At 67.1% G+C, this 26548-nt stretch carries 26 protein-coding genes; 15 read left to right on the forward strand and 11 right to left on the reverse strand.

Annotated elements, in window-relative coordinates:
• Positions 1-2: 2 nt before the first annotated feature.
• Entirely contained in the window at positions 3-1322 is a 1320-nt protein-coding gene (locus tag CFB82_RS31630) for a DUF3422 family protein (RefSeq protein ID WP_089446965.1), read from the reverse strand.
• Positions 1323-1483: 161 nt separating this feature from the next.
• Between CFB82_RS31630 and CFB82_RS31635 the strand changes: the two genes are divergently transcribed.
• Complete coding sequence (locus tag CFB82_RS31635) at positions 1484-2359, forward strand: LysR family transcriptional regulator (RefSeq protein WP_011356411.1); 876 nt, start codon at positions 1484-1486, stop codon at positions 2357-2359.
• On the opposite strand, the gene CFB82_RS31640 is transcribed toward CFB82_RS31635, so the two are convergent.
• The 3 genes from CFB82_RS31640 to CFB82_RS31650 form a co-directional block, all read right to left on the reverse strand.
• On the reverse strand, positions 2360-2920 hold the full coding sequence (locus tag CFB82_RS31640) for a hypothetical protein (protein WP_089486636.1): 561 nt from the start codon (positions 2918-2920) through the stop codon (positions 2360-2362). It lies immediately after the preceding gene.
• Between the two features lie 141 nt (positions 2921-3061).
• The gene (locus CFB82_RS31645) at positions 3062-3412 is read right to left on the reverse strand and encodes a hypothetical protein (RefSeq protein ID WP_089446964.1); all 351 of its coding nucleotides are present in this window, start codon (positions 3410-3412) and stop codon (positions 3062-3064) included.
• Between the two features lie 224 nt (positions 3413-3636).
• Positions 3637-4557: a LysR family transcriptional regulator gene (locus CFB82_RS31650; RefSeq protein WP_039369879.1), complete on the reverse strand. Its 921-nt coding sequence runs from the start codon at positions 4555-4557 to the stop codon at positions 3637-3639.
• A gap of 325 nt (positions 4558-4882) precedes the next feature.
• On the opposite strand from CFB82_RS31650, the gene fae reads away from it, so the two are divergent.
• From fae to CFB82_RS31670, 4 genes are all read left to right on the forward strand, one after another.
• Positions 4883-5407, forward strand: coding sequence for a formaldehyde-activating enzyme (fae, locus tag CFB82_RS31655; RefSeq protein ID WP_031397394.1), 525 nt, complete (start codon positions 4883-4885; stop codon positions 5405-5407).
• Positions 5408-5455: 48 nt separating this feature from the next.
• Entirely contained in the window at positions 5456-6478 is a 1023-nt protein-coding gene (locus tag CFB82_RS31660; protein ID WP_089446963.1) for an aldo/keto reductase, read from the forward strand.
• Positions 6479-6516: 38 nt separating this feature from the next.
• A complete protein-coding gene (locus tag CFB82_RS31665; protein ID WP_089486637.1) occupies positions 6517-7968 on the forward strand; it encodes an NAD-dependent succinate-semialdehyde dehydrogenase in 1452 nt (483 codons plus the stop codon).
• A gap of 167 nt (positions 7969-8135) precedes the next feature.
• Positions 8136-9470 carry an MFS transporter gene (locus tag CFB82_RS31670; RefSeq protein WP_231937927.1) on the forward strand — a complete coding sequence of 445 codons (1335 nt, stop codon included), beginning with the start codon at positions 8136-8138 and terminating at the stop codon, positions 9468-9470.
• Positions 9471-9631: 161 nt separating this feature from the next.
• Here CFB82_RS31670 and CFB82_RS31675 read toward each other — a convergent pair whose 3' ends face one another.
• Together CFB82_RS31675 and CFB82_RS31680 are read right to left on the reverse strand one after the other, a co-directional pair.
• A complete protein-coding gene (locus tag CFB82_RS31675; protein ID WP_089486639.1) occupies positions 9632-9925 on the reverse strand; it encodes a type II toxin-antitoxin system RelE/ParE family toxin in 294 nt (97 codons plus the stop codon).
• A gap of 2 nt (positions 9926-9927) precedes the next feature.
• The gene (locus CFB82_RS31680; RefSeq protein WP_071333298.1) at positions 9928-10185 is read right to left on the reverse strand and encodes a type II toxin-antitoxin system ParD family antitoxin; all 258 of its coding nucleotides are present in this window, start codon (positions 10183-10185) and stop codon (positions 9928-9930) included.
• Between the two features lie 229 nt (positions 10186-10414).
• Between CFB82_RS31680 and CFB82_RS31685 the strand changes: the two genes are divergently transcribed.
• The 3 genes from CFB82_RS31685 (at position 10415) to CFB82_RS31695 (ending at position 12317) form a co-directional block, all read left to right on the forward strand.
• Positions 10415-11134, forward strand: coding sequence for a hypothetical protein (locus CFB82_RS31685; RefSeq protein ID WP_089446960.1), 720 nt, complete (start codon positions 10415-10417; stop codon positions 11132-11134).
• Between the two features lie 107 nt (positions 11135-11241).
• On the forward strand, positions 11242-11967 hold the full coding sequence (locus tag CFB82_RS31690; protein WP_069250618.1) for a hypothetical protein: 726 nt from the start codon (positions 11242-11244) through the stop codon (positions 11965-11967).
• Positions 11964-12317: a hypothetical protein gene (locus CFB82_RS31695; protein ID WP_069250617.1), complete on the forward strand. Its 354-nt coding sequence runs from the start codon at positions 11964-11966 to the stop codon at positions 12315-12317. Before CFB82_RS31690 ends, CFB82_RS31695 begins: the two co-directional genes overlap by 4 nt.
• 169 nt (positions 12318-12486) lie before the next feature.
• Here the strand turns inward: CFB82_RS31695 and CFB82_RS31700 are convergent, their stop codons facing one another.
• Positions 12487-13362, reverse strand: a complete 876-nt coding sequence (locus tag CFB82_RS31700; RefSeq protein WP_069250616.1) for a LysR substrate-binding domain-containing protein — start codon at positions 13360-13362, stop codon at positions 12487-12489.
• Between the two features lie 277 nt (positions 13363-13639).
• Between CFB82_RS31700 and CFB82_RS31705 the strand changes: the two genes are divergently transcribed.
• The 6 genes from CFB82_RS31705 to CFB82_RS31730 all read left to right on the forward strand — a co-directional run bounded on the left by CFB82_RS31705 (position 13640) and on the right by CFB82_RS31730 (position 22325).
• A complete protein-coding gene (locus CFB82_RS31705) occupies positions 13640-14578 on the forward strand; it encodes a LysR substrate-binding domain-containing protein (RefSeq protein WP_089486640.1) in 939 nt (312 codons plus the stop codon).
• Positions 14579-14901: 323 nt separating this feature from the next.
• Complete coding sequence (aldA, locus tag CFB82_RS31710) at positions 14902-16326, forward strand: aldehyde dehydrogenase (RefSeq protein ID WP_089486641.1); 1425 nt, start codon at positions 14902-14904, stop codon at positions 16324-16326.
• Between the two features lie 132 nt (positions 16327-16458).
• Positions 16459-17790, forward strand: coding sequence for an MFS transporter (locus tag CFB82_RS31715; RefSeq protein ID WP_089486660.1), 1332 nt, complete (start codon positions 16459-16461; stop codon positions 17788-17790).
• Complete coding sequence (locus tag CFB82_RS31720; RefSeq protein WP_069250614.1) at positions 17787-19004, forward strand: mandelate racemase/muconate lactonizing enzyme family protein; 1218 nt, start codon at positions 17787-17789, stop codon at positions 19002-19004. Before CFB82_RS31715 ends, CFB82_RS31720 begins: the two co-directional genes overlap by 4 nt.
• Before the next feature lie 15 nt (positions 19005-19019).
• Entirely contained in the window at positions 19020-20687 is a 1668-nt protein-coding gene (locus CFB82_RS31725; protein ID WP_069250613.1) for a GMC family oxidoreductase, read from the forward strand.
• 273 nt (positions 20688-20960) lie between these two features.
• The gene (locus CFB82_RS31730) at positions 20961-22325 is read left to right on the forward strand and encodes an acetate kinase (RefSeq protein WP_069250612.1); all 1365 of its coding nucleotides are present in this window, start codon (positions 20961-20963) and stop codon (positions 22323-22325) included.
• 95 nt (positions 22326-22420) lie between these two features.
• Here CFB82_RS31730 and CFB82_RS31735 read toward each other — a convergent pair whose 3' ends face one another.
• The 4 genes from CFB82_RS31735 to CFB82_RS43460 form a co-directional block, all read right to left on the reverse strand.
• Positions 22421-23137, reverse strand: a complete 717-nt coding sequence (locus CFB82_RS31735) for a hypothetical protein (RefSeq protein ID WP_231937880.1) — start codon at positions 23135-23137, stop codon at positions 22421-22423.
• 8 nt (positions 23138-23145) lie between these two features.
• Positions 23146-23838, reverse strand: a complete 693-nt coding sequence (locus CFB82_RS31740; RefSeq protein WP_069250610.1) for a C39 family peptidase — start codon at positions 23836-23838, stop codon at positions 23146-23148.
• 3 nt (positions 23839-23841) lie between these two features.
• Positions 23842-24330 carry a hypothetical protein gene (locus CFB82_RS44185; protein WP_069250609.1) on the reverse strand — a complete coding sequence of 163 codons (489 nt, stop codon included), beginning with the start codon at positions 24328-24330 and terminating at the stop codon, positions 23842-23844.
• A gap of 231 nt (positions 24331-24561) precedes the next feature.
• Positions 24562-25806, reverse strand: a complete 1245-nt coding sequence (locus CFB82_RS43460) for a hypothetical protein (RefSeq protein ID WP_069250608.1) — start codon at positions 25804-25806, stop codon at positions 24562-24564.
• Between the two features lie 29 nt (positions 25807-25835).
• Here CFB82_RS43460 and CFB82_RS42555 point away from each other — a divergent pair, with 29 nt between their 5' ends.
• Positions 25836-26255 (forward strand): hypothetical protein, encoded by a 420-nt coding sequence (locus CFB82_RS42555; RefSeq protein ID WP_143750993.1) that lies wholly within the window; start codon positions 25836-25838, stop codon positions 26253-26255.
• The last annotated feature ends 293 nt before the right edge of the window (positions 26256-26548 follow it).

The following is a 26548-nucleotide window of genomic DNA, read 5'->3' on the forward strand; positions in this document are numbered from 1 at the left end:
TTCTAACCCACCTGCTTCAACGCCGCCGCATGCATCGGCGCGCCGTCGTGCGCGGCCTCCGATCGCGCCAGCTGCGCGCGCGTGCGCCGCGTGATGTGAATCACCGCGAACACGACCGGCGCGATCAGCAGGCCTTCCGCCAGCTCGGGATCGACCGGCAGGTTCATCACATGCAGCGCCTTGAACGCCGCCGTCGCGAGCGACAGCACGTAGTACGAAATGGCGGCCACCGACAGCCCTTCGACCGCGTGCTGCAAGTGAAGCTGATTGCGCGCGGTGCGCTCCATGCCCGCCAGCAGGCGCGTCACGTCCTTTTCCTGGGCGAGATTCACGCGCGTGCGCAGCAGGTCGACCGCCCGCGCGATCCGCGCGGCGATCTGCTCGTGGCGCGCCCATACGCTGCGGCAGGTTTCCATCGCCGGCGCGAAGCGGCGCTCCATGAATTCGGCGATCGTCGGCATGCCTTCGATGCGCTCCTCGCGCAGCTCGTGGATGCGCGCCAGCACGAGCTTTTCGTACGCCCGCGATGCGCTGAAACGTGCGCCCGATCCCGACAGCGATTCGACCCGCACCGCGAGATGCGTGAGCTTGACGAGCAGCGCCGTGTCGTCGCCGTCCGCGCCGCTCGCGTCCATCCGCTGCATCAATGCGTGCAGCGCCGCGTGGATCTCGTCGAGTTCGCGGCTCATCCGGCGCGCGACGGGCAGCGCGAGCAGCGCCATCATCCGGTACGTTTCGATTTCATACAGGCGCTGCAGCAGCCGGCCGCCCTGCTCCTCGCGGAAATCCTCGTCGACCACGAGAAAGCGCATGAAGCCGTCGTCGCGCACGTGCCAGTCGCAGAACACCTTGCCGCCGCCGAGCACGTTGCTGCCGACGAGCGCGGGCCCGTCGATCCAGCGGCGCAGGTCGCCGCACACGAGCCGCGCGGCGTCGCCCGACAGCAGCTCCATGCGCACCGCGACGAAGCGGATGCCGGCCAGCCGCGCGAACCACGCGGCCGGAATGCCTTCGATCGCGAGATCGTCGAAATAGCCGGTGTCGCGACGCGGCGCGACGAACGTGAAGGTCGAGAATTCGGTGTGACGTTCCCACTTCAGGTGCCAGCCGCTCGGCGACTGCACCGCGTAGTGTGTCGCGCCTTCGTGCGGCGCGGCGATGCCGGTCTCGCGGCACAGCGCGTGCAGCAGCGTTTCGTGGATGTCGGGCTGGCCGTCCGCGTAGATCGCGTAATGCGTGAGCGACACGGCTTCGGCGAGCCGCAGGAACGGCCGGGCATGCAATTCCGCGGCCAGTGCGGCGCGCAACGGATGGTCCATCATCGAGACACCACGCTTTCCTGTTCAGTGCTGCACGCCGGCTCGGCCGGCCCGAACGCCGCGCCACCCTCGGGTGAAACGTCAGCGTGATCGCACTATGGCAGACACACAGCAACAATAAAAACGCATAATGCTGATCGTTACGTTCAGTTTTTTTGATACCCATGAAGATGCTCGATCACGACGTGCTGGCCACCGTCGTCGCCGTCGCGGAAACCGGCAACATGACCCGCGCCGCCGAGGCCGTGAACCGCTCGCAGTCGGCCGTGAGCATGCAGATCAAGAGCCTGGAGGACGCGATCGGGCGGCCGCTGTTCGTGCGCAAGCCGCGCAGCATCGTGCTGACGCGCGAAGGCGAGGTGCTGCTGGGATTCGCCAGACGAATGCTGGCGCTGCGCGACGAGGCATGGGCGGCCGTGGTGCGGCCGGAAGTGACCGGCAAGGTCGTGATCGGCGTGCCGGACGACTATGCATCGTCGCTGCTGCCGTCGGTCCTGAAGAAATTCTCGGCGACCTACCCGAAGGTCGAGATCCAGGTGATGGGGCTGCCGAGCAGCGCGCTCGCGCCACTGATCAAGGACGGCACCGTCGATCTCGTGTGCGGCACGCGCATCAAGGGGCTGTCCGGCGACTTCATCCGCCACGAGCCGATGGCGTGGGCCGCGATGACGAACGGGCCGCGCGTGTGGGAAGAGCGGCCGCTGCCGATCGCGGTGTTCATGCCGGGCAGCGTCGCCCGCGAGAACGCGATCCGCAGCCTGGAGCGCGCCAAGGTGCCGTACCGCACGTCCTATGAAAGCCCGAGCCTGCTCGGGCTCCTCAGCATGGTCGAAGCCGGCCTGGCCGTCGCGCCGCTCGCGCGCTGCGCGATTCCCGCGCAGCTGTCGATGCTCGGCCGCTCGCACGGGCTGCCCGACCTGCCGCCGCTCGAGCTGATCCTCGCGCGCAGCACGAAATCGAAACGGCCGCCGTGCGACTTTCTCGCGGAACAGCTGATGGAAGACCTGCAGCGGCAGACCGGGCAGACCGGCGACGCGTGATCAGCGCGTCGCGCCGAACCCGGCCGCGCCCAGCGCCGCGTTGACGGTCGCGGCGACCGTATCGACGAGCGCCTCGAGCGTATCGCCGCGCACCAGCCGGTGTTCCGGCGCGACGTGCTCCTTGCGTTGCCAGCCCCACTGCGCGCCCGACGCGACCGAAAGCGCCGCGCCGAACGTGTTGCCGTGGCGGAGGCCGAAGGTGCTCACGCGCCGCTCCGCCACATAGTCCTGTTCGGGCAAACGGAGCCGGATCTCGACGGCGACCTGGTCGCGATCGTTGACACGCGCGGCCGGGCTGACCGTCGACGCGAACATCTTGCCGATCCGCCAGGTCACGCAGGTTTCCCACGCGGCGAGCGGCCCGCCGGCCGCGTCGACCCCTTCGGTGTCGACCGACCACTGATGCCGGTCGGGTACGACGATCGCCTGATGCAGCAGCACTTCGGCCACGCGCACCGTCGTCACGAGCTGACGCGCGAGCTGCTGGCCCGACGGCAGTGACGCCGTCCTTACGCGGCGGCTTTCCGGCCGCGCGACAGGTACTGCTTCCATGAGGTCCATGACCCCTCCGTATTCAGGATCGGCGCCGCGCACGCGGTGCCGCGCGCCTGTCCGCCGTCTGTCGACGGACAGCACGGCGACCGGCAATCGGGCGGCGGATCAGACAAGCCATTCAGGAGCGAGCAATAACCGTTCCTCGCTTCACCGCGCCTTCGGCCCGATGCGCAACCGTCGCGCAACCGGCCCGATCACCGCATCGGCCTGCTGCGCGATCAGCATGTGCAGCGTGAAATCCAGGTCTTCCGGCGCGATGTCGAAGTGCACGTGAACCACGTCGCGCACGGCGCGCGCGCTGACGACGTACACGCCGAGCGGGGAATGCAGCAGCGCCGCGAGGCGGGCGTGCGCGTGTTCGCCGGAGTCGGCCGTCAGCGTGACGGGCAACTGCAGGCGCGGGCGCGGCGGCGGGAAAGGAATGACGTTGTTGCGTGCGCCGGCGTGCAACTGGCGGCCGGCGGCATTGAAGGCGGGAACGGGATGAATGAAGGTCATGGAGCGGACGGAAGCCGTCTCGGCTGTTCGACACATCCCCAGCTTAGAAGAGACGACATAAACGTCGTGCAAAAAAACGCACCGCCGATGCAAAAAACGGCATCGGGGACACAACACGCCAGCGGCCGGCGGCTGGCCGTGCGGCCGTCATGCGCGCGAGGGGGTCGCGCATCACGGCGCGCGTCGACCTCGCCCGCGCCGCGTTCGCCCGTCGGTTCTTCCCGTTACGCGGCGAAGGCCTCGAGCGACGCGCGCCGCCGCTCGTCGACCATCGATTCGATCAGCGATACCAGATCGTCGGTCAGCGGATCGCAGATGCCCGGCGAGCGATGCAGTTCGAGGTCGGCCGCCGGCAGCGACGGAAAGCCGTCCGACTCGTCGAGCACGCGCCAGTTCTCGGGCAGCGTGCAGCGATCGATCATCGTCACGGCTGCGCCGTGGTTCACCGCGATCTTGATGCCGGTCGGGCTCTGGCTCGTGTAGACGACATGAAACGACCGGTCGGCCGTCGCGAGCGCCTGCAGCCCGCGCTGCCGGTAGCAGCACGTTTCCGGGAACAGCGCGAGCGGCACCGACGCATGGCGGTCGAGCGCGAAATCGCGGTGCGCGGCCCACACGACGTCGTGCCGGCCGAGCACCCGCCCGCCCGCGCCGGGCCCGTGCCGCACGACGAGCGCCACGTCGAGCTCGCCGGCCTGCAGCCGTTCGAGCAATTCGAGCGACATCCGGCAATGCACGTGCAGGCGCGCGCCCGGCCGCATCGCATAGAACGACTTCAGCAGGTCGGGCAGCCACAGCTCCGCATAGTCCTCGGGCAGCCCGAAGCGCACGACGCCGCGGTCGCTGCTCGCCTGCTTCAGCGCGAGGATCGCGTCGTTCTGCACCTGGATGATCCGGCGCGCATGGATCAGGAAATTCTCGCCGTCGCGCGACAGCTCGAGCCGCCGGCTGTTGCGCATGAACAGGTGCGTGTCGAGCCGCTCCTCGAGCGTGCGGATGCGCAGGCTGATCGTCGATTGCGTGCGATGCAGTTGCCGGGCCGCCGCGGTGAAGCCACCGCTTTCGACGACCGCGACGAATGCCCGGATCAGTTCCGGATCGAGCGAACTGAGCTTCGACCAATCGGGCTTTTGAATGGCAGCCATCGAAATTACTCGCTTTCGAAAAAAGAAGGGAAGACGAAAGATAGGGCTCGGAGTACGCCGATTGTTGTCCGGATGCGCTCGGCCCTCCAACCCCTGCCCGGGTATGACAAACCCGGAGCCAGTACGCGAATGCCCACCCGCCGATCCCGCCCCGCCCGCCGTCACGACCACGGCCGAGGCCCGCCCGGCGGGCATTCGCGTGCCGGATTCAGGGCTTTCCCGGAGACGACGAAAACTCATGGCCCGATCAGAAAACATCGATTCACCGGCCGCATCACGGCCCACCACAATCGCCTCACACCCACCTCATCGACGAGACACCGCAATGACCGCATCCCAACCCAGGCAGCTTTACATCGGCGAAGGCTTCGAAGGCCCCGGCGTCAACCTTGCGCACATCAACGTGCTGGTCGGCCCGCGCAACGGCCCGGCGGGCCAGGCGTTCGCCACCGCACTCGCGACGCCGTCGGCCGGCCATGCGCCGTTCGTCGTGATCGCGCAGCCGGGCGTGCCGACCAAGCCGCTCACGCTGTACGTGAACAAGGCGCAGATCGCCGGCGATTTCCACGGCAATGCCACGTGGGGCGCATCGCAGGCCGGCATCGCGAAGGCCGTGGCCGAAGCGCTCGAGAACGGCACGCTGCCGCCCGAAGCGGAGAACGACTGGGTCGTCGTGTCGGCGAACTGGGTGAACCCGCAGACCGACGATCTCGACGCCGTGTTCGAGAACAACTACCGCGCGTGCCGCAACGCGATCGTCGCCGCGATGGAAGGGCTGCCGCATCGCGACGCGGTGTTCGCCGCCGCGCGCGACGTGTCGAACCCGTTCTACACCCCGAAGAAAAACTGACGACGACAAGCGGCCGACGCGCGACGGACGGCCGCATCTGGAGGAAACATGGAATACGTCCGCCTCGGCCAGTCCGGCCTGAAGGTGTCCCGCCTGTGTCTCGGCACGATGAACATGGGCACCCCCGAATGGAAGCCCTGGATCTTCGACGAAGCGCAGAGCGAGCCGATCGTGCGCCGGGCACTCGACGCCGGCGTCAACTTCATCGATCTCGCGGATTTCTATTCGACGGGCGTCGGCGAGGAAGTGGTGGGCCGCATCCTGAAGCGCAACGCGCGCCGTGAGGAGCTCGTCGTGACGACCAAGGTCGGCTACGACATGGGCAGCTATCCGAACGCGGGCGGCCATTCGCGCAAGCACGTGCTCGACGGCATCGACGGGTCGCTGAAGCGCCTCGGGATGGATTACGTCGACATCTTCATGCTGCACTTCTTCGACGTGAACACGCCCGTCGAGGAAACGATGAGCACGCTGCACGACATCGTGCGCGCGGGCAAGGCGCGCTATATCGGCGTGTCGACGATGTACACGTGGCAGTTCGCGAAGATCATGCAGGCCTGCGAACGAAACGGCTGGGACAAGCCGATCAACATGCAGCTGCAGCTGAACCTCGCGTATCGCGAGGAAGAGCGCGAGATGGTGCCGTACTGCATCGACCAGGGCGTCGGCGTATCGGTGTTCAGCCCGCTCGCGCGCGGCCTGCTCACCTGCGAGCCGCAATCGACGCGCAACCAGACCGACTTCTTCACCGCGCAGATGTACGGCGATGCGTCATCGCTCGCGATCGCCGCATCCGTCGCGAGGGTCGCGAAGCGCCGCGGCGTGCCACCCGCGCAGATCGCGCAGGCATGGGTGCTGAGCCGCCCCGGCATCGCGAGCATGCTGGTCGGCGCGGATTCCGTCGCGCAGTTCGACAGCGCGCTCGGCGCGCTCGAAACGCAGCTCACCGACGAAGAGCTGCACGAGCTGGAACGCAACTACACGCCGTGCGACCTGATCAACGACTACACGGCCGGCAAGCGCATCGCGCGCGAATCGCGTCCGGCGCAGGGCAGTTTCGTGACGGAATGAAGGACCGAGGCTCCGAGGCACTGAAGGAACGACACACAATGAATGAATTTCTGAGGACCGGCCATTTCATCGGCGGTGAATGGCACGAATCGCATGGCGCGAGCGATGCAACCTATCCGGTGCTGAACCCGGCAACCGGCGAGACGATCGCGAAGGTCGCGAAAGGCGGCGCCGACGACACGCAACGCGCAATCGATGCGGCAGCACGCGCGTTTCCGGCATGGCGCGCCCTGACCGCGAAGGAACGCGGCGCCCGCGTGAAGCGCTGGGGCGAGCTGATGCTCGAGCATCGCGACGCGCTCGCCGAGCTGCTGACGCGCGAGCAAGGCAAGCCGCTCGCCGAAGCGCGTGGCGAAGTCGCGTATGCGGCGAGCTTTCTCGAATGGTTCGCGGAAGAAGCGAAGCGCATGTACGGCGACGTGATCCCGAGCCCGAAGCCGAACTCGCAGATCGTCGTCACGCGCGAGCCGGTCGGCGTCGTCGCGGCAATCACGCCGTGGAATTTCCCGCTGGCGATGATCACGCGCAAGGCCGGCCCCGCGCTCGCGGCCGGCTGCACGATGGTGCTGAAGCCGTCCGAGGAAACGCCGCTGTCGGCGTTCGCGCTCGCGGTGCTCGCCGAGCGCGCGGGCGTGCCGGCCGGCGTGTTCAACGTGGTGTCGGGCGACGCGGTCGCGATCGGCGAGACGCTGACGAGTTCGTCCGTCGTGCGCAAGCTGTCGTTCACGGGTTCGACGCGGGTCGGCAAGCTGCTCGCGAAGCAGTCGGCCGACACGCTGAAGAAGCTGTCGCTCGAACTCGGCGGCAACGCGCCGTTCATCGTGTTCGACGATGCCGATCTCGATGCGGCGGTCGAAGGCGCGATCGCGTCGAAGTTCCGCAACACGGGCCAGACCTGCGTATGCGTGAACCGCTTTCTCGTGCAGGACGGCGTGTACGACGCGTTCACGCGCAAGCTCGCGGATGCCGTGCGCAAGCTGCGTGTCGGCAACGCGCTCACGGGTGAAGTCGACCAGGGGCCGCTGATCAACGAAGCGGCACTCGGCAAGGTCGAGCGGCACGTGGCCGACGCCACCGCGAAGGGCGCGCACGCGCTCACCGGCGGCAAGCGTCACGCGCTCGGCGGCACGTTCTACGAGCCGACCGTGCTGACCGGCATGACGGCCGACATGCTGATCGCCGAAGAGGAAACTTTCGGCCCCGTCGCCGGCTGCTTCCGCTTCGCGACGGAGGAAGAAGCCGTGGCCGCGGCCAACGACACGCCGTTCGGGCTGTCCGCGTACTTCTACACGCGCGACCTCGGCCGTGCGTGGCGCGTGTCGGGTGCGCTGGAGAGCGGCATGGTCGGCGTCAACGACGGGATCATCTCGACCGAAGTCGCGCCGTTCGGCGGCGTCAAGCAATCGGGGCTCGGCCGCGAAGGCTCGAAGTACGGCCTCGACGAATACGTGGAACTCAAGTACACGCTGATGGCCGGCCTCGGCCGCTGACCCCCGGCCGCTCCCCGCGGTCGACCCGCGCCGCGCGCCGTCCGGCCGCGCGGCGCCCTGCACGGCATGCGCGGCGGCGTCCCGCCTGCGCGCGCCGTTGCGCGCCCGATAACAATCCAGGAGGCAGCTTGACTCAAGCCAACGTTCAATCCGGCACCGCACGCGCGTTGCCGCTGTCGCGTGGCGCCGATGCGCCGCACCGCCCCGTCGCGCTCGACGACGTGCCGCTCAACCGCTTCCACGTGAAGATCGCCGGCCTGACGTTCGGCGCGCATTTCACCGAGGGCTACACGCTCGGCACGATCGGCTATGCGCTCGCCGCGCTCGGCAGGCAGATGCCGATCGACGCGTTCTGGATGGGGATGATCGGCAGTTCCGCGCTGATCGGCATCTTCTTCGGCAGCCTCGTGTTCGGCTGGCTGTCCGACCGGATGGGCCGGCAGAAGATCTTCCTGACGAGCTTCGTGATCATCACGGCGGCCGCATTCGCGCAATTCTTCGTCACGTCGCCGCTCGAACTGTGCGTGCTGCGCGTGCTGATCGGCTTCGGGATGGGCGGCGACTTCACGGTCGGCCACGCGATCCTCGCCGAATTCTCGCCGCGCAAGCATCGTGGTGCGCTGCTCGGCTCGTTCAGCGTGATCTGGACGATCGGCTATGTCGCCGCGAACGTGCTTGGCCTCGCGTACAGCGACGCCACCCCCGATGCATGGCGCTGGCTGCTCGCGTCGGCCGCGTTGCCCGCGCTGATCGTGCTGGTGCTGCGGATCGGCACGCCCGAATCGCCGCGCTGGCTGCTCGGCAAGGGCCGGGAGAAGGAGGCACGTGCGATCGTCGCGAAGCATTTCGGGCCGCACGTGATGCTCGACGGCTCGACCGAGCCGCATGCGCATGGCGGCTTCGCGCGGCTGTTCCAGCGTGACCTGATCCGCCGCACGATGTTCAACTGCGCGTTCTTCGTGTGCCTCGTGATTCCGTATTTCGCGATCTACACGTTCCTGCCGACGATCCTGAAGACGATCGGCCTCGCCGAAGGTTTCGGCGCCGACCTGCTGTTGAACGGCTTCCTGGTGCTGGGCGCGCTGATCGGCATCTGGCTGACGATCCGGCTGTCGCGGCGCGGCTTCCTGATCGGCTCGTTCGCGGTGACGTGCGCGTCGCTCGTCGCGCTGGCCGTGCTGCCGTCGTCGGCGGCCGTCGCGATGATCGTCGCGTTCGCGATCTTCACGCTGACGATGTCGGCGTTCAGCAATCTTGTGGGCGTGTTCCCGCCCGAGTGCTTCCCGACCGAAGTGCGCGCAAGCGGCGTGGGCCTCGCGATCGCGTGCAGCCGGCTCGGTTCGGCGATCGGCACGTTCCTGCTGCCGGTCGGTATCGCGACGCTCGGCTTTCACGCGACGATGTTCGCGTTGGCGGGCGTGCTGCTGGTGGGGATGATCGTGTCGATCGCGTGGGCGCCGGAGACGAAGCACCTGACGCTGGAGGAGGCGTCGGGGCATTGACGAGGGAGGCGGGTTGCGTGACCGCCGGCTTCATCGCGCTCGATCAAGGCTTTCGCAGCGACAAGCCGCTGATACGCTGCGGCGATGCTGCGCTCGATTCGAACGAACCCGGCCGCGGCCGGGTTTGGTCATTCCGGAAGCAACGCGATGCGCGCGGTCGCTCAGAACAGGATCGACGCATAGTCTCGCGCGCCGTGCAGGATGTGAAGAATGTCGATCCGAGCCGGCGGATCGCCGACGACCCGATAGAAGATCTGGTAGTTGCCGTACACGCGATTCCGCACGCCGTGACGCTCGAAGCGCGGCACCAGCGGAAACGCCAGCGGCATCGCGGCCAGGCTCAGGCATTTATCGCGAATCTCCCGCACGAACGTTACGGCGCGTTGCGGGTTGTCGCGTGCAATGTAATCGGCGATCGCTTCGAGTTCGGCAATCGCAAAGTCGGACAGGCGCACGGTCAGGCCTGCCGATCCGCCTGGGCCCGATACTTCGCCTCGAGACGATCGAAGACTTCCGCCGCATCGGCGCCGCGTCCGGCTTCCGCATCGGACAGGCTGCGCGCGATCACCGCGTCCAGCGCGTTCAGCTGTGCCTCGCGATCCTGGATGAGGCGTACACCTTCGCGAAGCACTTCGCTCTTGGATCCGTAGCGCCCTGATTCGACCAGCTTCGCGACGTAAGCTTCCAGTTGCTGCCCGAGTTCTGCACTGATCATGTCGACCTCCCGACCGGATTGAATTCGATGCATCGAGCGTATCCAATTTATCAACAGTTATCAATAAGATGGTCTCCAAAAGATCGGCGCGAATGCTTTCGACGTGCCGATCGGGCGGAAGAAAGGAACGGGACGCGCTTCAGGCAGGCTCCTCTGGCGCCGGACCTTCATCCGGTTTTCGCCTTCACTCGTGTAGCCTTACCGGACCCTCACCGTGCGAGCAGCGATCATGATTGAAGACATCGTCACGCCACAACCTGGCCTGAAGGTCTACCCGCCAGACGCCGCCGTCTTTGCCGAGCCCCATGCCGCACTCGCGCGCCACCTGCATCCGCTGGTGTCGATCGACCTGTCGACGGTCAATCCGTCGTGGGAGGGCTGGATCCACCTGCTCAGTCCCGTCGAACCGTACGACGGGCTCGTCGGGCAGGACACGGCCGCGTATCACAACGACTATCTCCGCGCGAACTGGATCGGGTTCCGGCTCGACGAGAACAACCGCTACACGCTGCTCGGCGACCCGCGCTACTTCTATCTGGAAAACCCGCCCGGCGCGCATGACGCGGGCTATCGCGCGGAACTGGAGGCGCACTACACCGAGCAACAGGCCAGCATCGAAACCGCGCGCAAACGGTTCGCCGAATACGGCGTGCTCTACTCCTCCAACCAGTACGCGCCGGACGAGCGCGATTTCAGCCGGGAAAAGCCGTGCAACCTGATCGACCAGCTCGGCGGAACAGTCGGCTGGGGCAACTGGTCGGGCACGTCGGATTTTCCGGTCGACGACCGCAATCCCGACGACATCCGGCCGATCGGCCCCGACGGTGCTCGCTTTCGCTTCGTCGCCAGCGTCACCGGCTGGGAATACCGCGCGATGGGCGCGGACTCGATTCTCCTGTTTTACGAGCCGGCCAGCCGCGTGGCGCTGCTGACGTTCGACTGGTCGTAGGGCGGGCGGGACGGGCGGTCGCTCCGTCTCGTGATTGGCCGTTTGGCGGACTCTGCCCGCCGGATTCGCGCCGATATGCTGGGGCTTTCCATTCATCGCCGGAAGCCATGCCCGCCCAGCGTGTCGATCTCAGCCATGTCCTGCCCTACGAGACGACGTACTTCGACGATCAGCTCGAGGTCGATCGAAACGACCTCGATATTTCCGCGTTGCTGGGGGTGAGCGGCAACGTCCCCGACGAACTGCTCGTTGCGTTGTGCGGCGCGCCTGCCGGATCGGAGATCCAGACCTATCTCGACAGCGCAGACAGGCTGACATTCGCCGTCACGCACCCGACATTGATCCGATCGGAGAATCGCGTCTCCGTGCTCAAAACCCGGGACACGCGCGTACTCGAATTGGGATCCATCGATCTTGTCGATAACGCCGTCGCCGGACTCGGTGCAGCGATGCTATGGCGGATCGCCAGAGCATGCGATAGGTTGAAGATTGCCCGGATCAGCGCGTTCGCGATAGGCGGTCGCAAAGCCGCACCGGAATCCGGCGGGCCGCGGCTCTCCGGATACTACGCATGGCCCAGGTTCGGCTTCGATGCGCCCATTCCGGATCGGCAAGGTGACGAGGCTGCGCTGTTCCAGTATTTCCCCGGATATCCGGTCGGATTGGCCGACCGGTCGCTCCGGTCGCTACGTGCACTCTACGCAACGCGATTCGGGCGGGACTTCTGGCGCGTCGCCGGGTCGCATCGCTGGATGACATTCGAGGTTGCCCCGCATGGCCATTCAGTGCTGACGCTGCAGCAATACCTGATCGAAAAAGGAATTTACGAATGACCCAAAAGCACCATCCAATCACGGGCTTCCGATTCGCGAAGCAAATAGCAAGGCGCAGCCGCATAACGAACGAGAATCGCCCCATTCGTCTCGCGGAAATCCGGCTGCTCATTGGCGAGCTCGTCGCGAGCGTACGCCCACACGGTCAAACGCAGGCTCCGCTGACGTCTACCGTCGAATACCACGCGCAACCGGCCGGCAAGCCGGTATCACCGCCGCAAAGAAAGGTCTTCGACGTGGGGCCGATCGATCACTCGAAGAGCACATTGCAGATCATATCGATGGCCGATGCCGAAGCCCGTTGTCGCCGGGAAACACTCATGCACTTCGGACAGGATCCGGACCTGTAACCCGCAGCAATGGAAAACAACCGCACGGTTCGTGCTCGACGACGATCAATCCAGTCTTCAAGCGTAACGATCTTTGACACTGCACCCAACCGGAAGCGCCACACGACCGACGCGGACTGATCCGATTGCTTCCACAGAAAGATCAGCCGCGTCTCAGCAACGAGGCCCCCTACCCCCGCCTCCCCGCCTGCTCCCGCAACCACGCAGCGAACGCGACCACCGGCTCGACCGCGACGCTCTCCGGCTCGACATCGAGCCAGTACCCGAACGGCCCGATCGGTTGCACCGGCGACAGCCGCACGAGGCTGCCCTCGCCGATCTCCTCCTCGATCATGTTCAGGTCGACCACCGCGAGCCCCGCACCCTTGCGCGCCGCGCGGATCGCCTGTTCGAGCGTCGAAAACTCGATGCCGTCGCCGATCCGCGCCGGCGGCACGCCCGCCTGCTCGCACCAGTCGGCCCACAGCGTCAGGCGCTTGCCTTCGTGCAGCACATGCAGCGACGGCAACCGGCCCAGCAGCACCTCCAGCGCATCGCCGCGATAGCGCGGCGCGCCGACGAGCGCATGCCGCTCCATCATCAGCAGCTCCGACTGCATCCCGGCGCGCGCCGCGCGCCCGAAGCGGATGTGGCAATGGCATTCGTCATCCGGCTCCGTGCGGATCGACAGCTCGACGTCGGGCAGCGCCTCCGCGAGCGTGCCGAGCCGCGGCGAAAACCACTGCGTCGCGAACGTCGGCGGCAGCGACACCGTCAGCCGCCGTTTCGCACCCGGTCGCGTGGCGGCGATTTCGCCGACGCCCCGTTCGATCGTGTCGAACGCCTGCCCGATGAACGGCAGCAGTCGCTGGCCGGCATCGGTCAGGCGCACGCCCTTGTGATCGCGCTCGAACAGCCGCGCGCCGAGCGCTTCCTCGAGCAGCCGGATCTGCCGGCTCACCGCACCCTGCGTCACGCACAGCGAAACCGCCGCGCGGTTGAAGCTCAGGTGACGCGCGGTCTCCTCGAAAAATCGCAGTGCGATCAACGATGGCAGGCGTCGCATGATGTGTGTCCCCTTCGTTTGTATCGTTTGTATCGTTTGTATCGTTTGTATCGTTTGTATCGTTTGTATCGTTTGTATCGTTTGTGTCGTTCGTGTCGTTGCCGGCCGGCACCGCCGGCCCTCCTGCCGGCGTGCCTTGTCACGACAAGGCACGCCAGCCGCCATCCCGTCAAACCCGCGCGCCCGCCGTCGCCGCCATTCATCGTCCCCGCGCCCGCGCCACCCGCCTACAATAAGCATCCCGCACCAAACACGACACCGCCCCGTGAGACGCAAGATGCCGGCGCTGAATGCGCTGAAAGCCTTCGAGATGGCCGGCCGCACCGGCAGCTTCACGCGCGCGGCCGAGCTGCTCAACGTGACGCAGAGCGCGGTGAGCCGCCAGGTTCGCCAGCTCGAAGGCCAGCTCGGCGAAACGCTGCTCGAGCGCCGCCATCACCAGCTCGAAATGACCGCGGCCGGCCGCGTGCTGCTGCGCGCGCTGCAGCAATCGTTCGACAAGATCGAGCTGACCGTGCGCAGCCTGCAGGAAAAAACCCACCTGAACCGCCTGCGCGCGAACGTGCCGCCCACCTTCGCCGCGCGCTGGCTGATGCCGCGCCTCGGCCGGCTGCGCGACGCGCATCCCGAATTCGAGCTGAGCCTCACGACCCGCATCCACGACAGCCTCGGCGAATCGCGCGTGCTCGACTGCGCGATCCGGTTCGGCGACGGCGAATGGGACGGCTTCGACAACGCACTGCTGATGCAGGAACAGCATATCGCCGTCTGCGCGCCCGCGCTGTATGCGCGGCTGCGACAGGACGGCGCGCCGATCGACCTGAACCGCTTCACGCTGCTGCACGTGCTCGCCACCGACGACCAGCGCTACCTGACCTGGCAGCACTGGCTGAAAGCAGCCGGCATCGCCGACGTCGACACGCGAGGCGGCTACGAATTCGACCTGCTCGACCATGCGATCCGCGCGGCGATCGACGGTCTGGGCATCACGATCGCCGACCGCCACATGGTCGCGCGCGAACTCGCGACCGGGCAACTGATGCAAGTGCTCAACGTGCACGTCGACGGCCACCAGTCGTACTGGTTCGTCACGCGGCCGGAGCAGACGAACCTGCCGCACATCGTCCAGTTCCGCGACTGGCTGCAGCAGGAAGTGTGGCTCGCGAAGCGCCATCTCGAACCGTCGTCGCCGCTGCCGCAGGTGCCGCTGGCCTAGCGCGCGACCCGCCCGGCCACGCTCGACAGCCGTCGACCACCCGCCGCGGGCGACACCTTACCGCCTCCCGCGTCAGTCCGCACTCGGACCAGTCGGAAAATGCGACACGGCCACCGTCCGCGCCCCGTCCCGCCCTCACCGCAGCAGCCTTGCCGGACGGGCGTCTCCCGCCGATTCGCCGAGTAACGTGCGTTTTTCTCATGCTCTACGCGTAAATAAGTCGTTTGTCGTGCGCTAAACGCATGAACAGAATGGCCTCCATCCCGTGCCGCGCGTGTCGCCACTCGAAGCGATCCGCCTGCATTCATCGGAGGAGTCACTTCATGCGCACCGAACGCAACTACGTGAACGGCCGTTTCGTCGCCCCGGAAAGCGACACGTTCATCGTCGTCCACAACCCCGCCACCGAAGCGCCGTTCGCGCGCGTGCCGGCCGCGACGCCGGCCGACGCGCTCGCCGCCGTCGACGCCGCGGCCGCCGCGCAGAAGGCGTGGCGCAAGCTGCCGAGCGCCGAACGCGCCGCATACCTGCACCGCTTCGCCGACGCATTGACCGCACGCGCGCCCGAGATCGGCGCGGCGCTCGCGCAGGAGTCCGGCAAGAGCGGCGAGGACGCATCGAACGAAGCCGTCTACGCGGGCCAGATCACGCGCTACCACGCCGAGTGGGCGCGCCGAATCGAGGGCGAGATCATCCCGAGCGACACGCCCGACGAGAACCTGTTCCTGCAGCGCGAGCCGATCGGCGTCGTCGCCTGCCTGATCCCGTTCAACTACCCGGTCTACACGCTGCTGCGCAAGGTCGCGCCCGCGCTGATCGCCGGCAACACCGTGGTCGTGCGGCCGAGCAACCACACGCCGGTGTCCGCGTTCGAAATCGCGAAAGCCGCCGACGATGCCGGCTTCCCGCCGGGCGTCGTCAACATCCTGACGATGGACCACGCGACGGCCGAAGCGCTGTGCACGCATCCGGCAGTCGGGATGATCACGCTGACCGGCAGCGTGAACGCGGGCCGCAAGGTGCTCGACTACTGCAAGGCGAACATCGCGAAGCCGTCGCTCGAACTCGGCGGCAAGACGCCCGCGATCATCGAGCCCGACGCCGACCTCGAACGCGCCGCCGCCGCACTCGTCGCGTCGAAGACGACCCATTGCGGCCAGCTCTGCACGGCGATCGAACGCGTATACGTGCACGACAGCGTGCACGACCGCTTCGTCGGGCTGCTGAAGGAGAAGATGGCGGCCGTGCGCATCGGCGACCGTGCGGAAGACGCGTCGCGGATGGGCCCGCTGGTCAGCGCATCGGCGCGCGCGCACATCCACGGGATGGTCGAACGCGCGATCGCAGCCGGCGCGACGCTCGAAACCGGCGGTGCGATTCCCGCCGGCCCCGGCTTTTTCTATCCGGCCACGCTGCTCATCGGCGTGCGGCAGGACATGGAGATCGTGCAGGAGGAAACCTTCGGCCCGATCATGCCCGTGCTGCGCTACACGACGATCGACGAAGCGATCGGGTTCGCGAACGACCATCAGTTCGGCCTGTCGTCGGTGCTCTACACCGAGCACTACCGCACCGCGATGACCGTCGCGAACGCGATCGAAGCCGGCGAGCTGTACGTGAACCGCACGCCGGCCGATCCGTACCAGGGCTTCCACGCCGGCTGGAAACGCTCGGGCCTCGGCGGCGACGACGGCAAGCACGGGATGCTCGAATTCACGCAGACGCGCCTCGTCGTCATGAAGTACTGACGCCGTCACGCCGACGCACCGTTTCCGGCGCGCGCACTCGAACACCACGCCGCGCGCGCCGCCCCTGACCCCACCAGCACATAAAAAATCTGCAGGCGTCCGCCTAAAGGACGCCTGATGGAGGAAGACATCATGCCGACCCAACCGTCGACACCCAACGCGTCGCTCGCGTTGCACGACAAGGCGCTCGACGCTCACGCGTCGCAGCATTCGCGCGCACAACGCTACCTGCAACTGCTGCTGCTCGTGATCGCCGCGGGCGCCATCTACCCGATGCTGTATCTGCGGCAGGTCTACCAGCCGACGATGCTGCAGTTCTTCCGTATCGACGACGTGCAGCTCGGCTACCTGTATTCGTCGCTCGGCACGATCTTCCTCGTCAGCTATTTGCCGAGCGGCTGGCTGGCCGACCGCCTGTCGCCGCGCTGGCTGATCTGCTTCTCGCTGCTCGCCACCGGCGCGCTCGGGCTCGTCTATGCGACCGGGCCGTCGTTCAACATGCTGGTGCTGATCTTCGGCGGCTGGGGGCTGACCACCGGCCTCACGTTCTGGGCCGCCGTGATCAAGCGCGTGAACATGATCGCGGGCCCAGACGAACAGGGTCGCTTCTTCGGTCTGCTCGACGGCGGCCGTGGCCTCGTCGAGGCGCTGCTCGCGACGATTGCCATCACGCTGTTCGCCTATGTGACGCAGGCGCGCGGCGGCACCGATGCAGCCGGCTTCAAGCTCGTCGTCCACCTGTACGCGTTTTTCTGCATCGCGCTCGGCGTGCTGCTCGCGCTCGTGAAGGACCCGTCGAACACGGGCGACCGCGCAGTGGCCGCAAAGCGCGCCAAGGGCAACGTGCTGACCGACCTGAAGACACTCGCGGCGATCCCCGAGCTGTGGCTCGTCGCCGCGATCGTGTTCTGCGGCTATCAGGTGTTCTGGGCGACCTACAGCTTCTCCGCGTACCTGCACGAAGGCAATTTCGGACTCAGCGCAACGGCGGCCGGCTTCATCACGACGCTCAAGCTGTGGATGCGCCCCGTCGGCGGCATCGGCGGCGGCTTCCTCGGCGACCGCGTATCGAAGGTGTCCGTCCTGTTCTGGGCGCTGGTGCTTGCCGCGCTGTCGCTCGTCGGGCTGATCGCCGCACCGGCACACAGCCCGCAGGCGATGCTCGTCGTGCTCGTGCTGTTCATCGGCATCCTCACCTACGCGATCCGCGGCCTGTACTGGTCGCTGCTCGACGACTGCAAGGTGCCGACGCATTGCGCGGGCCTCGCGATCGGCCTGATCTCGGTGCTCGGCTATTCGCCCGACGTGTTCGTGCCGCTGATCAACGGCTACGTGACGCAGACCTACCCGGGCGCGCACGGCTACCAGCTCTATTTCGGCTATATCGCGGCCATCGCGCTTTGCGGCGCGGGCGCGGCCGCGTTCCTCAAAACCCGCCTCAACCGCCTCCAGGAGTCCGCATGAAGATCGTTTCGCTCGAAACCCATATCGTCGCCGTGCCGCCGCCGCATGTCGGCGGGATGTACTGGATCTTCGTGAAGCTGAAGACCGACGACGGCATCGAAGGCGTCGGCGAGATCTATTCGGCGACGTTCGGCCCGAAGGCGATGGCCCCGATCATCGACGACGTGTTCGAACGCCACCTGCTGAACCGCGATCCGCACCACGTCGAGCGGCTGTTCCGTCAGGCGTATTCGAGCGGCTTCACGCAGCGCCCCGATCTCACGATGATGGGTGTCGTCAGCGGCCTCGAGATGGCGTGCTGGGACATCATCGGCAAGGCCGCCGGCAAGCCCGTATACGAGCTGCTCGGCGGCAAGATCCACGAGCGGCTGCGCTCGTACACGTACCTGTACCCGAAGAACGCGAAGGGCGAATACGACTACGACGACCCTGACCTCGCCGCCGAATGCGCGGCCGAGAACGTGAAGCTCGGCTTCACGGCCGTCAAGTTCGACCCGGCCGGCCCGTACACGGCTTACTCGGGCCACCAGTTGTCGCTGGAAGTGCTCGACCGTTGCGAGCTGTTCTGCCGACGCGTGCGCGAAGCCGTCGGCAGCAAGGCCGACCTGCTGTTCGGCACGCACGGGCAGATGGTGCCGTCGTCGGCGATCCGGCTCGCGAAGCGGCTCGAGAAATACGACCCGCTGTGGTTCGAGGAGCCGGTTCCCCCCGGCCAGGAAGAAGCGATCGCGCAAGTCGCGCAGCACACGTCGATTCCGATCGCGACCGGCGAGCGCCTGACGACCAAGTACGAATTCCACAAGCTGTTGCAAGCAGGCGGCGCATCGATCCTGCAGTTGAACGTCGCGCGCGTGGGCGGCCTGCTCGAAGCGAAGAAGATCGCGACGCTCGCCGAAGTGCACTACGCGCAGATCGCGCCGCACCTGTACAACGGGCCGGTGGGCGCCGCCGCGAGCATCCAGCTCGCGACCTGCACGCCGAACTTCCTGATCCAGGAAAGCATCATGACGTGGGGCGGTTTCCACGCGGAAGTCGTGAAGACGCCGATCCGCTGGGAAGACGGCTACATCATCCCGTCGAACGAACCGGGCCTCGGCATCGAGCTCGACATGGACGTCGTGCGCCGCCACACGCCGTACACCGGCGAACGGCTGCACCTGCAGATGGGCGAACACCCCGTCGACGTGAAGGATCTCGCCCCCGCGAAGGGCTGAGCGCAAAGGACATACATGAGCTACGACTACATCATCGTCGGCGCGGGCTCGGCCGGCTGCATCCTCGCGAACCGCCTGAGCGAATCGGGCCGGCACTCGGTGCTGCTGCTCGAAGCGGGCGAACGTGACGCGTCGTTCTGGTTCAAGGTGCCGGTCGGCTTCACGAAGACCTACTACAACCGCCGCTACAACTGGATGTACTACAGCGAGCCCGAGGCGCAGCTCGCCGACCGCAAGCTGTACTGCCCGCGCGGCAAGGTGGTCGGCGGATCGGGGTCGATCAACGCGATGGTCTACGTGCGCGGCCAGCGCAGCGACTACGACGACTGGGCGAACGCCGGCAATCCGGGCTGGGCGTACGACGACGTGCTGCCGTACTTCCGCAAGCTCGAAACCCACGCGGCCGGCACGACCGATCCGCAGCATCATGGCTCGACCGGGCCGATCCACATCACGTCGATGAAGGCCGACGTGCACCCGATCGTCCACGAATTCCTGAAGGGCTGCGGCCAACTGAACCTGCCGCGCACCGATGATTTCAACGGCGCGCAGTTCGAAGGCGCGGGCATCTACGACCTGAACACGAAAAACGGTGAACGCTGCTCCAGCAGCTTCGCGTACCTGCGCCCCGCGCTGGGCCGCGCGAACCTCACGCTGCGCTCGGGCGTGCTCGTGCGGCGCGTGACGTTCGACGGCACGCGTGCGACCGGCGTGGTCGTCGCGGGCGAACACGGCGACGAAACGCTCGTCGCCGCGCGCGAGGTGATCCTCGCGGCCGGCGCGGTCGATACACCGAAGCTGCTGCAACTGTCGGGCGTGGGCGATCCGTCGCTGCTCGCGCGCCAGCGCGTGCCGCTCGTGCATGCGCTGCCGGCCGTCGGCCGCAACCTGCAGGACCACCTGTGCGTGAGCTTCTACTTCAAGGCGAACCGGCCGACGCTGAACGACGAGATGGGCACGCTCATCGGCAAGATGAAGATCGGCTTGCGCTACCTGCTGACGAAGCGCGGCCCGCTCGCGATGAGCGTGAACCAGGCGGGCGGCTTCTTCCGCGGTACGGACGATACGCCGGAGCCGAACCTCCAGCTCTACTTCAACCCGCTGTCGTACCGGATTCCGAAGAGCGATCGCGCGAGCATCAAGCCCGAGCCGTATTCGGGCTTCCTGATCGCGTTCAACCCGTGCCGGCCGACGAGCCGCGGCACGATCGAGATCGCGTCGAACCGCGCGGAAGATGCCGCGAAGATCCACATCAACGCGCTGACCACGCAGAAGGATCTCGACGAAGCCGTGCAGGGCAGCAAGGTGATCCGTGCGCTGATGCGCGCGCCGGCGCTGAAGTCGATGACCGTCGAGGAGATCTCGCCGGGGCCGCAGGTCGATTCCGACGAAGCCATCCTGCAGTATTTCCGCGAGCAGTCGGGTTCGATCTATCACCTGTGCGGCTCGTGCGCGATGGGGCCGGACGCGGCGACGTCGGTGGTCGATGCGTCGCTGCGCGTGCACGGGCTGCAGGCGCTGCGGATCGTCGATGCGTCGGTGTTCCCGAACATCACGTCGGGCAACATCAATGCGCCGACGATGATGGTCGCGGAGAAAGGCGCGGACCTGATTCTGGCGGACGCGCAACGCACGGAAACCGCCGGCGCGCCGACGCATACCCGCGAAGCCGTCCCGCACTGACGCGCCTCCCCCTCTGCATCGTCCGATCGGGACAACGCCCGTCGGCACACGGGAAAACACTGCCATGAACACGCCGCGCGACCCGTGTGCACAGGCTCGAAACGTGCATTCGGTTTTGACGAAAGTCCCCGAGAAACGGGTGGCTCGCGTGCGATGTGACGCGCGTTCAGCAAACGCGTAGCGTGACGCGAAGCGATCCAGGGCAACGCACGCGCCGGCCTGCCGGCGGCGTGCCCCCGGGGGGGAACCGCAGGCCCGAGGGGGAGACGCGCCGTGAAACGCATGCCATTTCGCTGCATCCGTGCCATCACCTATGCAAGCGTGCTGCTCTTTCAGGCCCAAGCGCAGGCGCAGGCGCTGGACGCCCAGTCGACCCAGGAGAACATTTCCGCGCTGCGCCACGAAGTCGATCGTCATCTGCAGGAACTGAGCGCGCTCAAGCGCAAACTGGCCGACGAGGAAGCCCATCTCTCGCGCCTGAGCCGGGCGCTGGACGACCGGGGACTCGCGGCCCGGCGCGGTGCGGGCCCCGGTGATGCCGGCGGCTCCGGCGACGCGGCGCCGCCAGCCGATACCGGCGCCCCGGGCGGCGCACCCGGCACGGCAGGCAACGTGCAATCCGCGGCCGGGTCCGCCGCGCCACCGAGCCAGCCGATCGGCCAGGCGCCGGTGGCGGAAACCGCACCGCCGCCCGTCGCGCCGATCTTCGATCAGCCCGGCGTGCTGACGCCGAAGCACAAGTTCGTCGTCGAGCCGTCGTTCCAGTTCAACTATTCGTCGTCGAACCGCGTCGCACTCGTCGGCTACACGATCATCCCCGCGCTGCTGATCGGCCTGGTCGACGTGCGGGAAGTCAAGACGACCACGCTGACCGGCGCGGTCGCGGTACGCTACGGGATCACCAACCGGATGGAAGTCGAAGTCCGCGTCCCCTACGTGTACTCGACGAACGACACGATCAGCCGCGAGATCTTCACCGGTTCCGCCCAGGACAACGCGTTCAACAGCCACGGCAAAGGCCTCGGCGACGTCGAAATGACGCTGCGCTACCAGTTCAATACCGGCGGTCCCGACAAGTTCTATTACATCGGCTGGCTGCGCTTCAAGACCGCCACCGGCAAGAGCCCGTTCGACGTCGTCACCGACTGCGTCACGCGCTGCGTCGGCAATGCCACCGGCACCGGCCTGCCGCTCGAGCAGCCGACGGGCTCGGGCTTCTACGCGGTCCAGCCGGGTCTCACCTGGCTCTTTCCGTCCGACCCGGTGGTGTTCTTCGGCAACTTGAGCTATCTGCACAGCTTCAGCCGCGACAATCTCAGCCTCACGATTCGCGACGGGCAGAAAGACTTCATCGGGAAATTGCAACCCGGCGACATCTGGGGTTTCAACATCGGCATGGGCCTCGCGCTGAACGAGAAAGCGTCGGTGAGCCTCGGCTACGACCAAAGCATCGTGCTGCCCACGAAACAGAACGGCCAGACGATTCCCAGCTCGGTACGCGTGATCCTCGGTTCACTGCTCCTCGGTTACTCGTACCGGCTGTCACCGAAGACCACGCTGAATCTGTCGATCGGCGCCGGCCTCACGCGCGACACGCCGGACGTGGTCATGACGCTGCGCGTGCCGATTGCATTCTGATCGCCGACATGCGCCGACGGCGGGCCGCGCGACGCACGCCGGCACCCGCGTGCCATGACCCGCTCATCCGCCGATCATCGACCGCTCACCGAACCTCATCGCCCCGGCAACGCGCCGAGCAGCGCATTGTTCAGCGTCGACATCACGTTCAGGTTCTTGAACGTCGCCAGTGTGTTGACGGTCGTGTTGATCGTCGTCAGCGCCTGGATATGCTGGTTGTTCAACGTGTTCTGGATCACCGCGCCGGTCAGCGCCGGCAGCGCGGCGGGCTGCGCGGCGTTGCCGGCGCCGACCTGGATCAACGCGCCCGCGTTCGCGGCCGCCAGGGCCTGCGCCTGTTGCGCGGTGATATGACTGATGTCCGGGATGTTGAAGCTGGTCGTCGTGACCAGCGTGCCGTTCACGAACGCGACACGCGACACGCCGAACGAAATCTTCAGGCCGCTCGGCATATCGAAGCCGCCGCGCATCGCATCGAGGCGCGCGTCGCTGAGCGCGATCGCACCGGTTGCCGCCCAGTTTCGTGGTTGCGCGCCGCCCGACTCCGGTTCCGGGGCCGGCGGCCCGGCCGCGCACTCCGTCATCGCGAGCGGCCCGGCACGCACGATCGGCACGCCCCCGGCCCCCGACTCTGCAGGCGCCGTATCGACGCCCGCGCTCGTGGCGGCTGCCGGCACGACGGTGCTCGTCTGCGCGACAGGCTCGACAGTCGCGGTCGGCACGCCGTCCTGCATCGCCGCCGCACTCACGGACGTCGCCCCGCCGCATACCATCGCGGCGATGCCGGCGATCCTCCTGGTCTCGGATCTCATGACGATCCTCAAAAGTCGCTCGGGCCGTGCTTCGGCATCACGACGTTGTACAGGCCGTCGCGGGCAATGCCGGTGTAGAGCGGCGCGCTGGGCGCAACGCGCCAGTCCCGCGGATCGTTGAACACCGCGCGCTCGGGCCGGTTGTGGATCACGAAAATCACATGGTCTTCCCACTTCTGCTCGAAACTCGCCAGCGACATCGGCCGCGTGCCGGTGGCCGGATCGCCGACGAGCACACGCCCGTCACGCAGCCCCTTCACGACCACGAAATGGTGATAGCCGTGCTCGGTGATCAACACGATCGCCGGCGTGTGCGTCTTGGCAAGCGTCTGCAACGGCAACTCGAAGCCGTCCGCGACGAAGCCGTTCGCTTCGAGAAAACGCCGGATGTCGAGCAGCGAGAAGCCCTGCTGGCGGATCTTCTCCTGATTGCCGTTCTCCCACATCTGGGCGAAAGCGGTCTGCTCGGTCATCGGATAGTCATACTGATAAGTCAGCAGCGTCGCGACGGCAGCCGACCCGCAGCTGAAATCGAACTGCTGCTTGATGGTGCGCTTGAATCGCGCTTCCTTGAGACTCGTGACGTGCATCGCATAACCGGCGCCCGCCGGATCGACGACCGTCATCTCGTCCGCCGATGCAACCGGGCCGGATAGCGCGTACGCGAGCGCCACGATGCACGCGGCGGCAACCTGTCTCATCGCTCAATTCCCGAAGCGCACGTTGAGCACCGTCGCGTTCTGAATCAGCACGTTCGCGCCGGTATTCTGGATGACCGTCGGCAGACCGCTCGCATTGGCGAACGAGCCGTCGGTGATCGAATTCGAGCCGGTCGACACCCGGTTCGCGACGTTATCGGCCACCGTGCCGGTCAGATAGTTCTGGCCGATCAGCGCGTCGCCACCCCGATGCTCGTCGAGCTGGTCGGGCGTCATCGCGACGCCGAAGCGGGCCGCTTGCGCGGTCGCGGCGCCAGTCGCGGAGGGTGTCGCCGTCGCCGGGGCTGCAACGGCTGCGGCCGGATCGGCCTGATCCGCGCGTGCGGCGGTTGGGGAAGGGGCAGCGCCCGGCGCAACGCCGACTGCTGACTCCACCGCGACGGTTCGCACCTCGTCAGCCATGGCATGGACCGTCAGGCCCGGCAGCAGCGCTGCGGGCAATATCACCTGCGAAAGTGCCGTTCGGATTCGCATGGCTGTCTCCTTGGTCCCTGCGCGAGCCGGCACGAACCGGGCGCACGGGGAGCGGAATCCGCGTGACCGTCGATCGACGGAAATCGGCCCGGCCTGCGCCGACGAGAGCGAGACGGCCGTTCGGCCGTCCCGCCCTTGCCGGCACGTCAGTCCATCCGCGATCGAACGCGAGCCGCAGGATCACCTGCGCCCGCGTCGATGCATCCGGCTCGCCGGGACCTACCGGCCGTTCTAACGTCCTACCGACAGGTTCGCCTGCACGGTCACAGCCTGCTGAACGAGCGACGCCATGCCGCTGTTCTGGTTGGCGACCATGATGCCCGCCGCGGTCTGGCCAACGCTCGCCATTGCGTTGGACATGTTGAATGTCCCCGCATTGACCGTATTGGCTCCGCCTGCGCCACCCGCGCCGCCGACCGCGCCGTTACCGACGCCGCCGTTGCCGGTGCCACCTGCGCCGCCCGCGCCACCCATCGCGCCCACCGCGCCGCTACCCGCGGTAGCGCTGCCGTTGCTGGCCGTCGTCGTCGCGCCACCATTCGTCGCGCCGCCGCCCGTGCCCGCGCCGCCGGCTCCGCCGTTGCCCGCCGCGGCCGTCGCCGCGCCGCCGGTGCCACCCGCGGCCGCACCGCTGCCGCCGGTACCCGAGCCCGATCCGCCCGAAGCCGTCGACGTACCCGCCGACCCTCCGCCGCCCGTGCCGCTACCCGAACCGCTGCCGGTGCCCGTGCCCGTACCGGTGCCGCTGCCGGCCGATGCCGACGCGCTTCCGCTGCCATGATTCTTGGCCCACGCGGAACCGGCACCGGCCGCGCCGGTGCCACCGCCCCAGCCTGTGCCGGTGCCCGTGCCGGAGCCGCCTACGCCGACCGAAGCCGCGATGGCGCCGCCGCCCTTGCCGGAGCCATAGCCGCCGCTCGCCGTGGCATTGCCGCCAGTCCCGCCGCTGGCGTCAGGTGAGCCGCCGGTTCCGCCGCCACCGCCGTTGCCGGTGCCGGCCGTCGCACTGCCGTTGCTGGCGTTGCCCGCCGTGGCGCTGCCGTTATGCGCGCTGCCGCCTTTCCCGCCGGCGCCGCCCGCGCCGCCGCCGCCGCCGTTACCGCCCACGCCGCCGTAGCCGTAGCCGTTGCCGCCCTTGCCACCGCTTCCGCCGGCCGCGCTGCCCGAATTGGTCGCGTTGTTGCCAATGCCCCAGACCTGGACATTGCTCACGTACCCGTCGAGTTTGCTGATCGCGACGATCTTGGTACTGTTGTAGGAATCCTGATAGACGCTCGCGCCAGGCGAGACCTCATTTGCATTGGACCCGGTGGAGCTGGTCTGGCTTGAGCTGACCGCGTTGCTGAGCGTGTTCGATCCGTCATCCGCTTTCTGGCTGCACGTCGAACTGGCATTGCTGCTGCATGGATTCGCTATCGCGTAGCCGCTGCATCCCAAGGCGAGAAGCGCAGCGGACGCCAATAAAGTCTTACGCATGAAATCCTCCTGAAGTAACGAGGAACGGCTTGGCCGACCGCACCAATCCGGGCGACATCACGCATCGGCGATGCCAATTCTCCAAGCGGCCCGAATACAAAGAGACCGTGGGATTTTTCACGCGACATGGCCTGCCCCGCGCGACGCCGCCACGCCACTCATGTTTCAACGCTGAAACGTGCCGATCGGCACGGTACCGTGGCATCCGTGAGGCGCAGAAGCCTTTCCCGTTTGCATTCAAGGGCTTGCCGATCAGGCCGGCGCGGGAACGGCACGTGCGCCATGTTTCATTTTTGAGATTGCCGTCGGGGCGCATTCGGGTATGCCTGTCGCGCCGGATATTCGATCTCGACCGCAAACGCACGCCTAGACAAGGACGTGCGGGAATTCATTCCGCCAAGGCGTTAAAAACCCGGATAAAGCGCCATTCGGAAATGTTTCGAATGTGATAGGGCGCCTTTTCTTCGGCGCCCGTCAGCGGCGAGCGCCGGCACGCGCGGATCGGGTGATCGACAGGTAGGAGGATTTCGGCCGGCAGACGCGAAGGAATGGCAACGTACGTCCCGCTGCGGTGCACCGCACGGAACCCATGGGCCGCCGGCAGTTCACTCGTGTACGAGTGCCCGCCGGCGGCCGCTCGAAAACGCACGCGGCGCCCCGCGCTTCGTTGCGTCGTCCTCGCGACGGCTCAATTCACGCTCGCGCTTCGCCACGAACCTTCTCACATACTCGTCCGCCGGAC

The sequence above is a fragment of the Burkholderia sp. HI2714 genome (assembly GCF_002223085.1).
GTDB lineage: Bacteria > Pseudomonadota > Gammaproteobacteria > Burkholderiales > Burkholderiaceae > Burkholderia > Burkholderia lata_D.

Bases quoted from the DNA above. Each gene is read 5' to 3' on its own strand.
- CFB82_RS31630 (WP_089446965.1), bottom strand. From the start codon at position 1,322: ATGATGGACCATCCGTTGCGCGCCGCACTGGCCGCGGAATTGCATGCC.
- CFB82_RS31635 (WP_011356411.1), top strand. From the start codon at position 1,484: ATGAAGATGCTCGATCACGACGTGCTGGCCACCGTCGTCGCCGTCGCG.
- CFB82_RS31640 (WP_089486636.1), bottom strand. From the start codon at position 2,920: ATGGACCTCATGGAAGCAGTACCTGTCGCGCGGCCGGAAAGCCGCCGC.
- CFB82_RS31645 (WP_089446964.1), bottom strand. From the start codon at position 3,412: ATGACCTTCATTCATCCCGTTCCCGCCTTCAATGCCGCCGGCCGCCAG.
- CFB82_RS31650 (WP_039369879.1), bottom strand. From the start codon at position 4,557: ATGGCTGCCATTCAAAAGCCCGATTGGTCGAAGCTCAGTTCGCTCGAT.
- fae (WP_031397394.1), top strand. From the start codon at position 4,883: ATGACCGCATCCCAACCCAGGCAGCTTTACATCGGCGAAGGCTTCGAA.
- CFB82_RS31660 (WP_089446963.1), top strand. From the start codon at position 5,456: ATGGAATACGTCCGCCTCGGCCAGTCCGGCCTGAAGGTGTCCCGCCTG.
- CFB82_RS31665 (WP_089486637.1), top strand. From the start codon at position 6,517: ATGAATGAATTTCTGAGGACCGGCCATTTCATCGGCGGTGAATGGCAC.
- CFB82_RS31680 (WP_071333298.1), bottom strand. From the start codon at position 10,185: ATGATCAGTGCAGAACTCGGGCAGCAACTGGAAGCTTACGTCGCGAAG.
- CFB82_RS31685 (WP_089446960.1), top strand. From the start codon at position 10,415: ATGATTGAAGACATCGTCACGCCACAACCTGGCCTGAAGGTCTACCCG.
- CFB82_RS31690 (WP_069250618.1), top strand. From the start codon at position 11,242: ATGCCCGCCCAGCGTGTCGATCTCAGCCATGTCCTGCCCTACGAGACG.
- CFB82_RS31695 (WP_069250617.1), top strand. From the start codon at position 11,964: ATGACCCAAAAGCACCATCCAATCACGGGCTTCCGATTCGCGAAGCAA.
- CFB82_RS31700 (WP_069250616.1), bottom strand. From the start codon at position 13,362: ATGCGACGCCTGCCATCGTTGATCGCACTGCGATTTTTCGAGGAGACC.
- CFB82_RS31705 (WP_089486640.1), top strand. From the start codon at position 13,640: ATGCCGGCGCTGAATGCGCTGAAAGCCTTCGAGATGGCCGGCCGCACC.
- aldA (WP_089486641.1), top strand. From the start codon at position 14,902: ATGCGCACCGAACGCAACTACGTGAACGGCCGTTTCGTCGCCCCGGAA.
- CFB82_RS31715 (WP_089486660.1), top strand. From the start codon at position 16,459: ATGCCGACCCAACCGTCGACACCCAACGCGTCGCTCGCGTTGCACGAC.
- CFB82_RS31720 (WP_069250614.1), top strand. From the start codon at position 17,787: ATGAAGATCGTTTCGCTCGAAACCCATATCGTCGCCGTGCCGCCGCCG.
- CFB82_RS31725 (WP_069250613.1), top strand. From the start codon at position 19,020: ATGAGCTACGACTACATCATCGTCGGCGCGGGCTCGGCCGGCTGCATC.
- CFB82_RS31735 (WP_231937880.1), bottom strand. From the start codon at position 23,137: ATGAGATCCGAGACCAGGAGGATCGCCGGCATCGCCGCGATGGTATGC.
- CFB82_RS31740 (WP_069250610.1), bottom strand. From the start codon at position 23,838: ATGAGACAGGTTGCCGCCGCGTGCATCGTGGCGCTCGCGTACGCGCTA.
- CFB82_RS44185 (WP_069250609.1), bottom strand. From the start codon at position 24,330: ATGCGAATCCGAACGGCACTTTCGCAGGTGATATTGCCCGCAGCGCTG.
- CFB82_RS43460 (WP_069250608.1), bottom strand. From the start codon at position 25,806: ATGCGTAAGACTTTATTGGCGTCCGCTGCGCTTCTCGCCTTGGGATGC.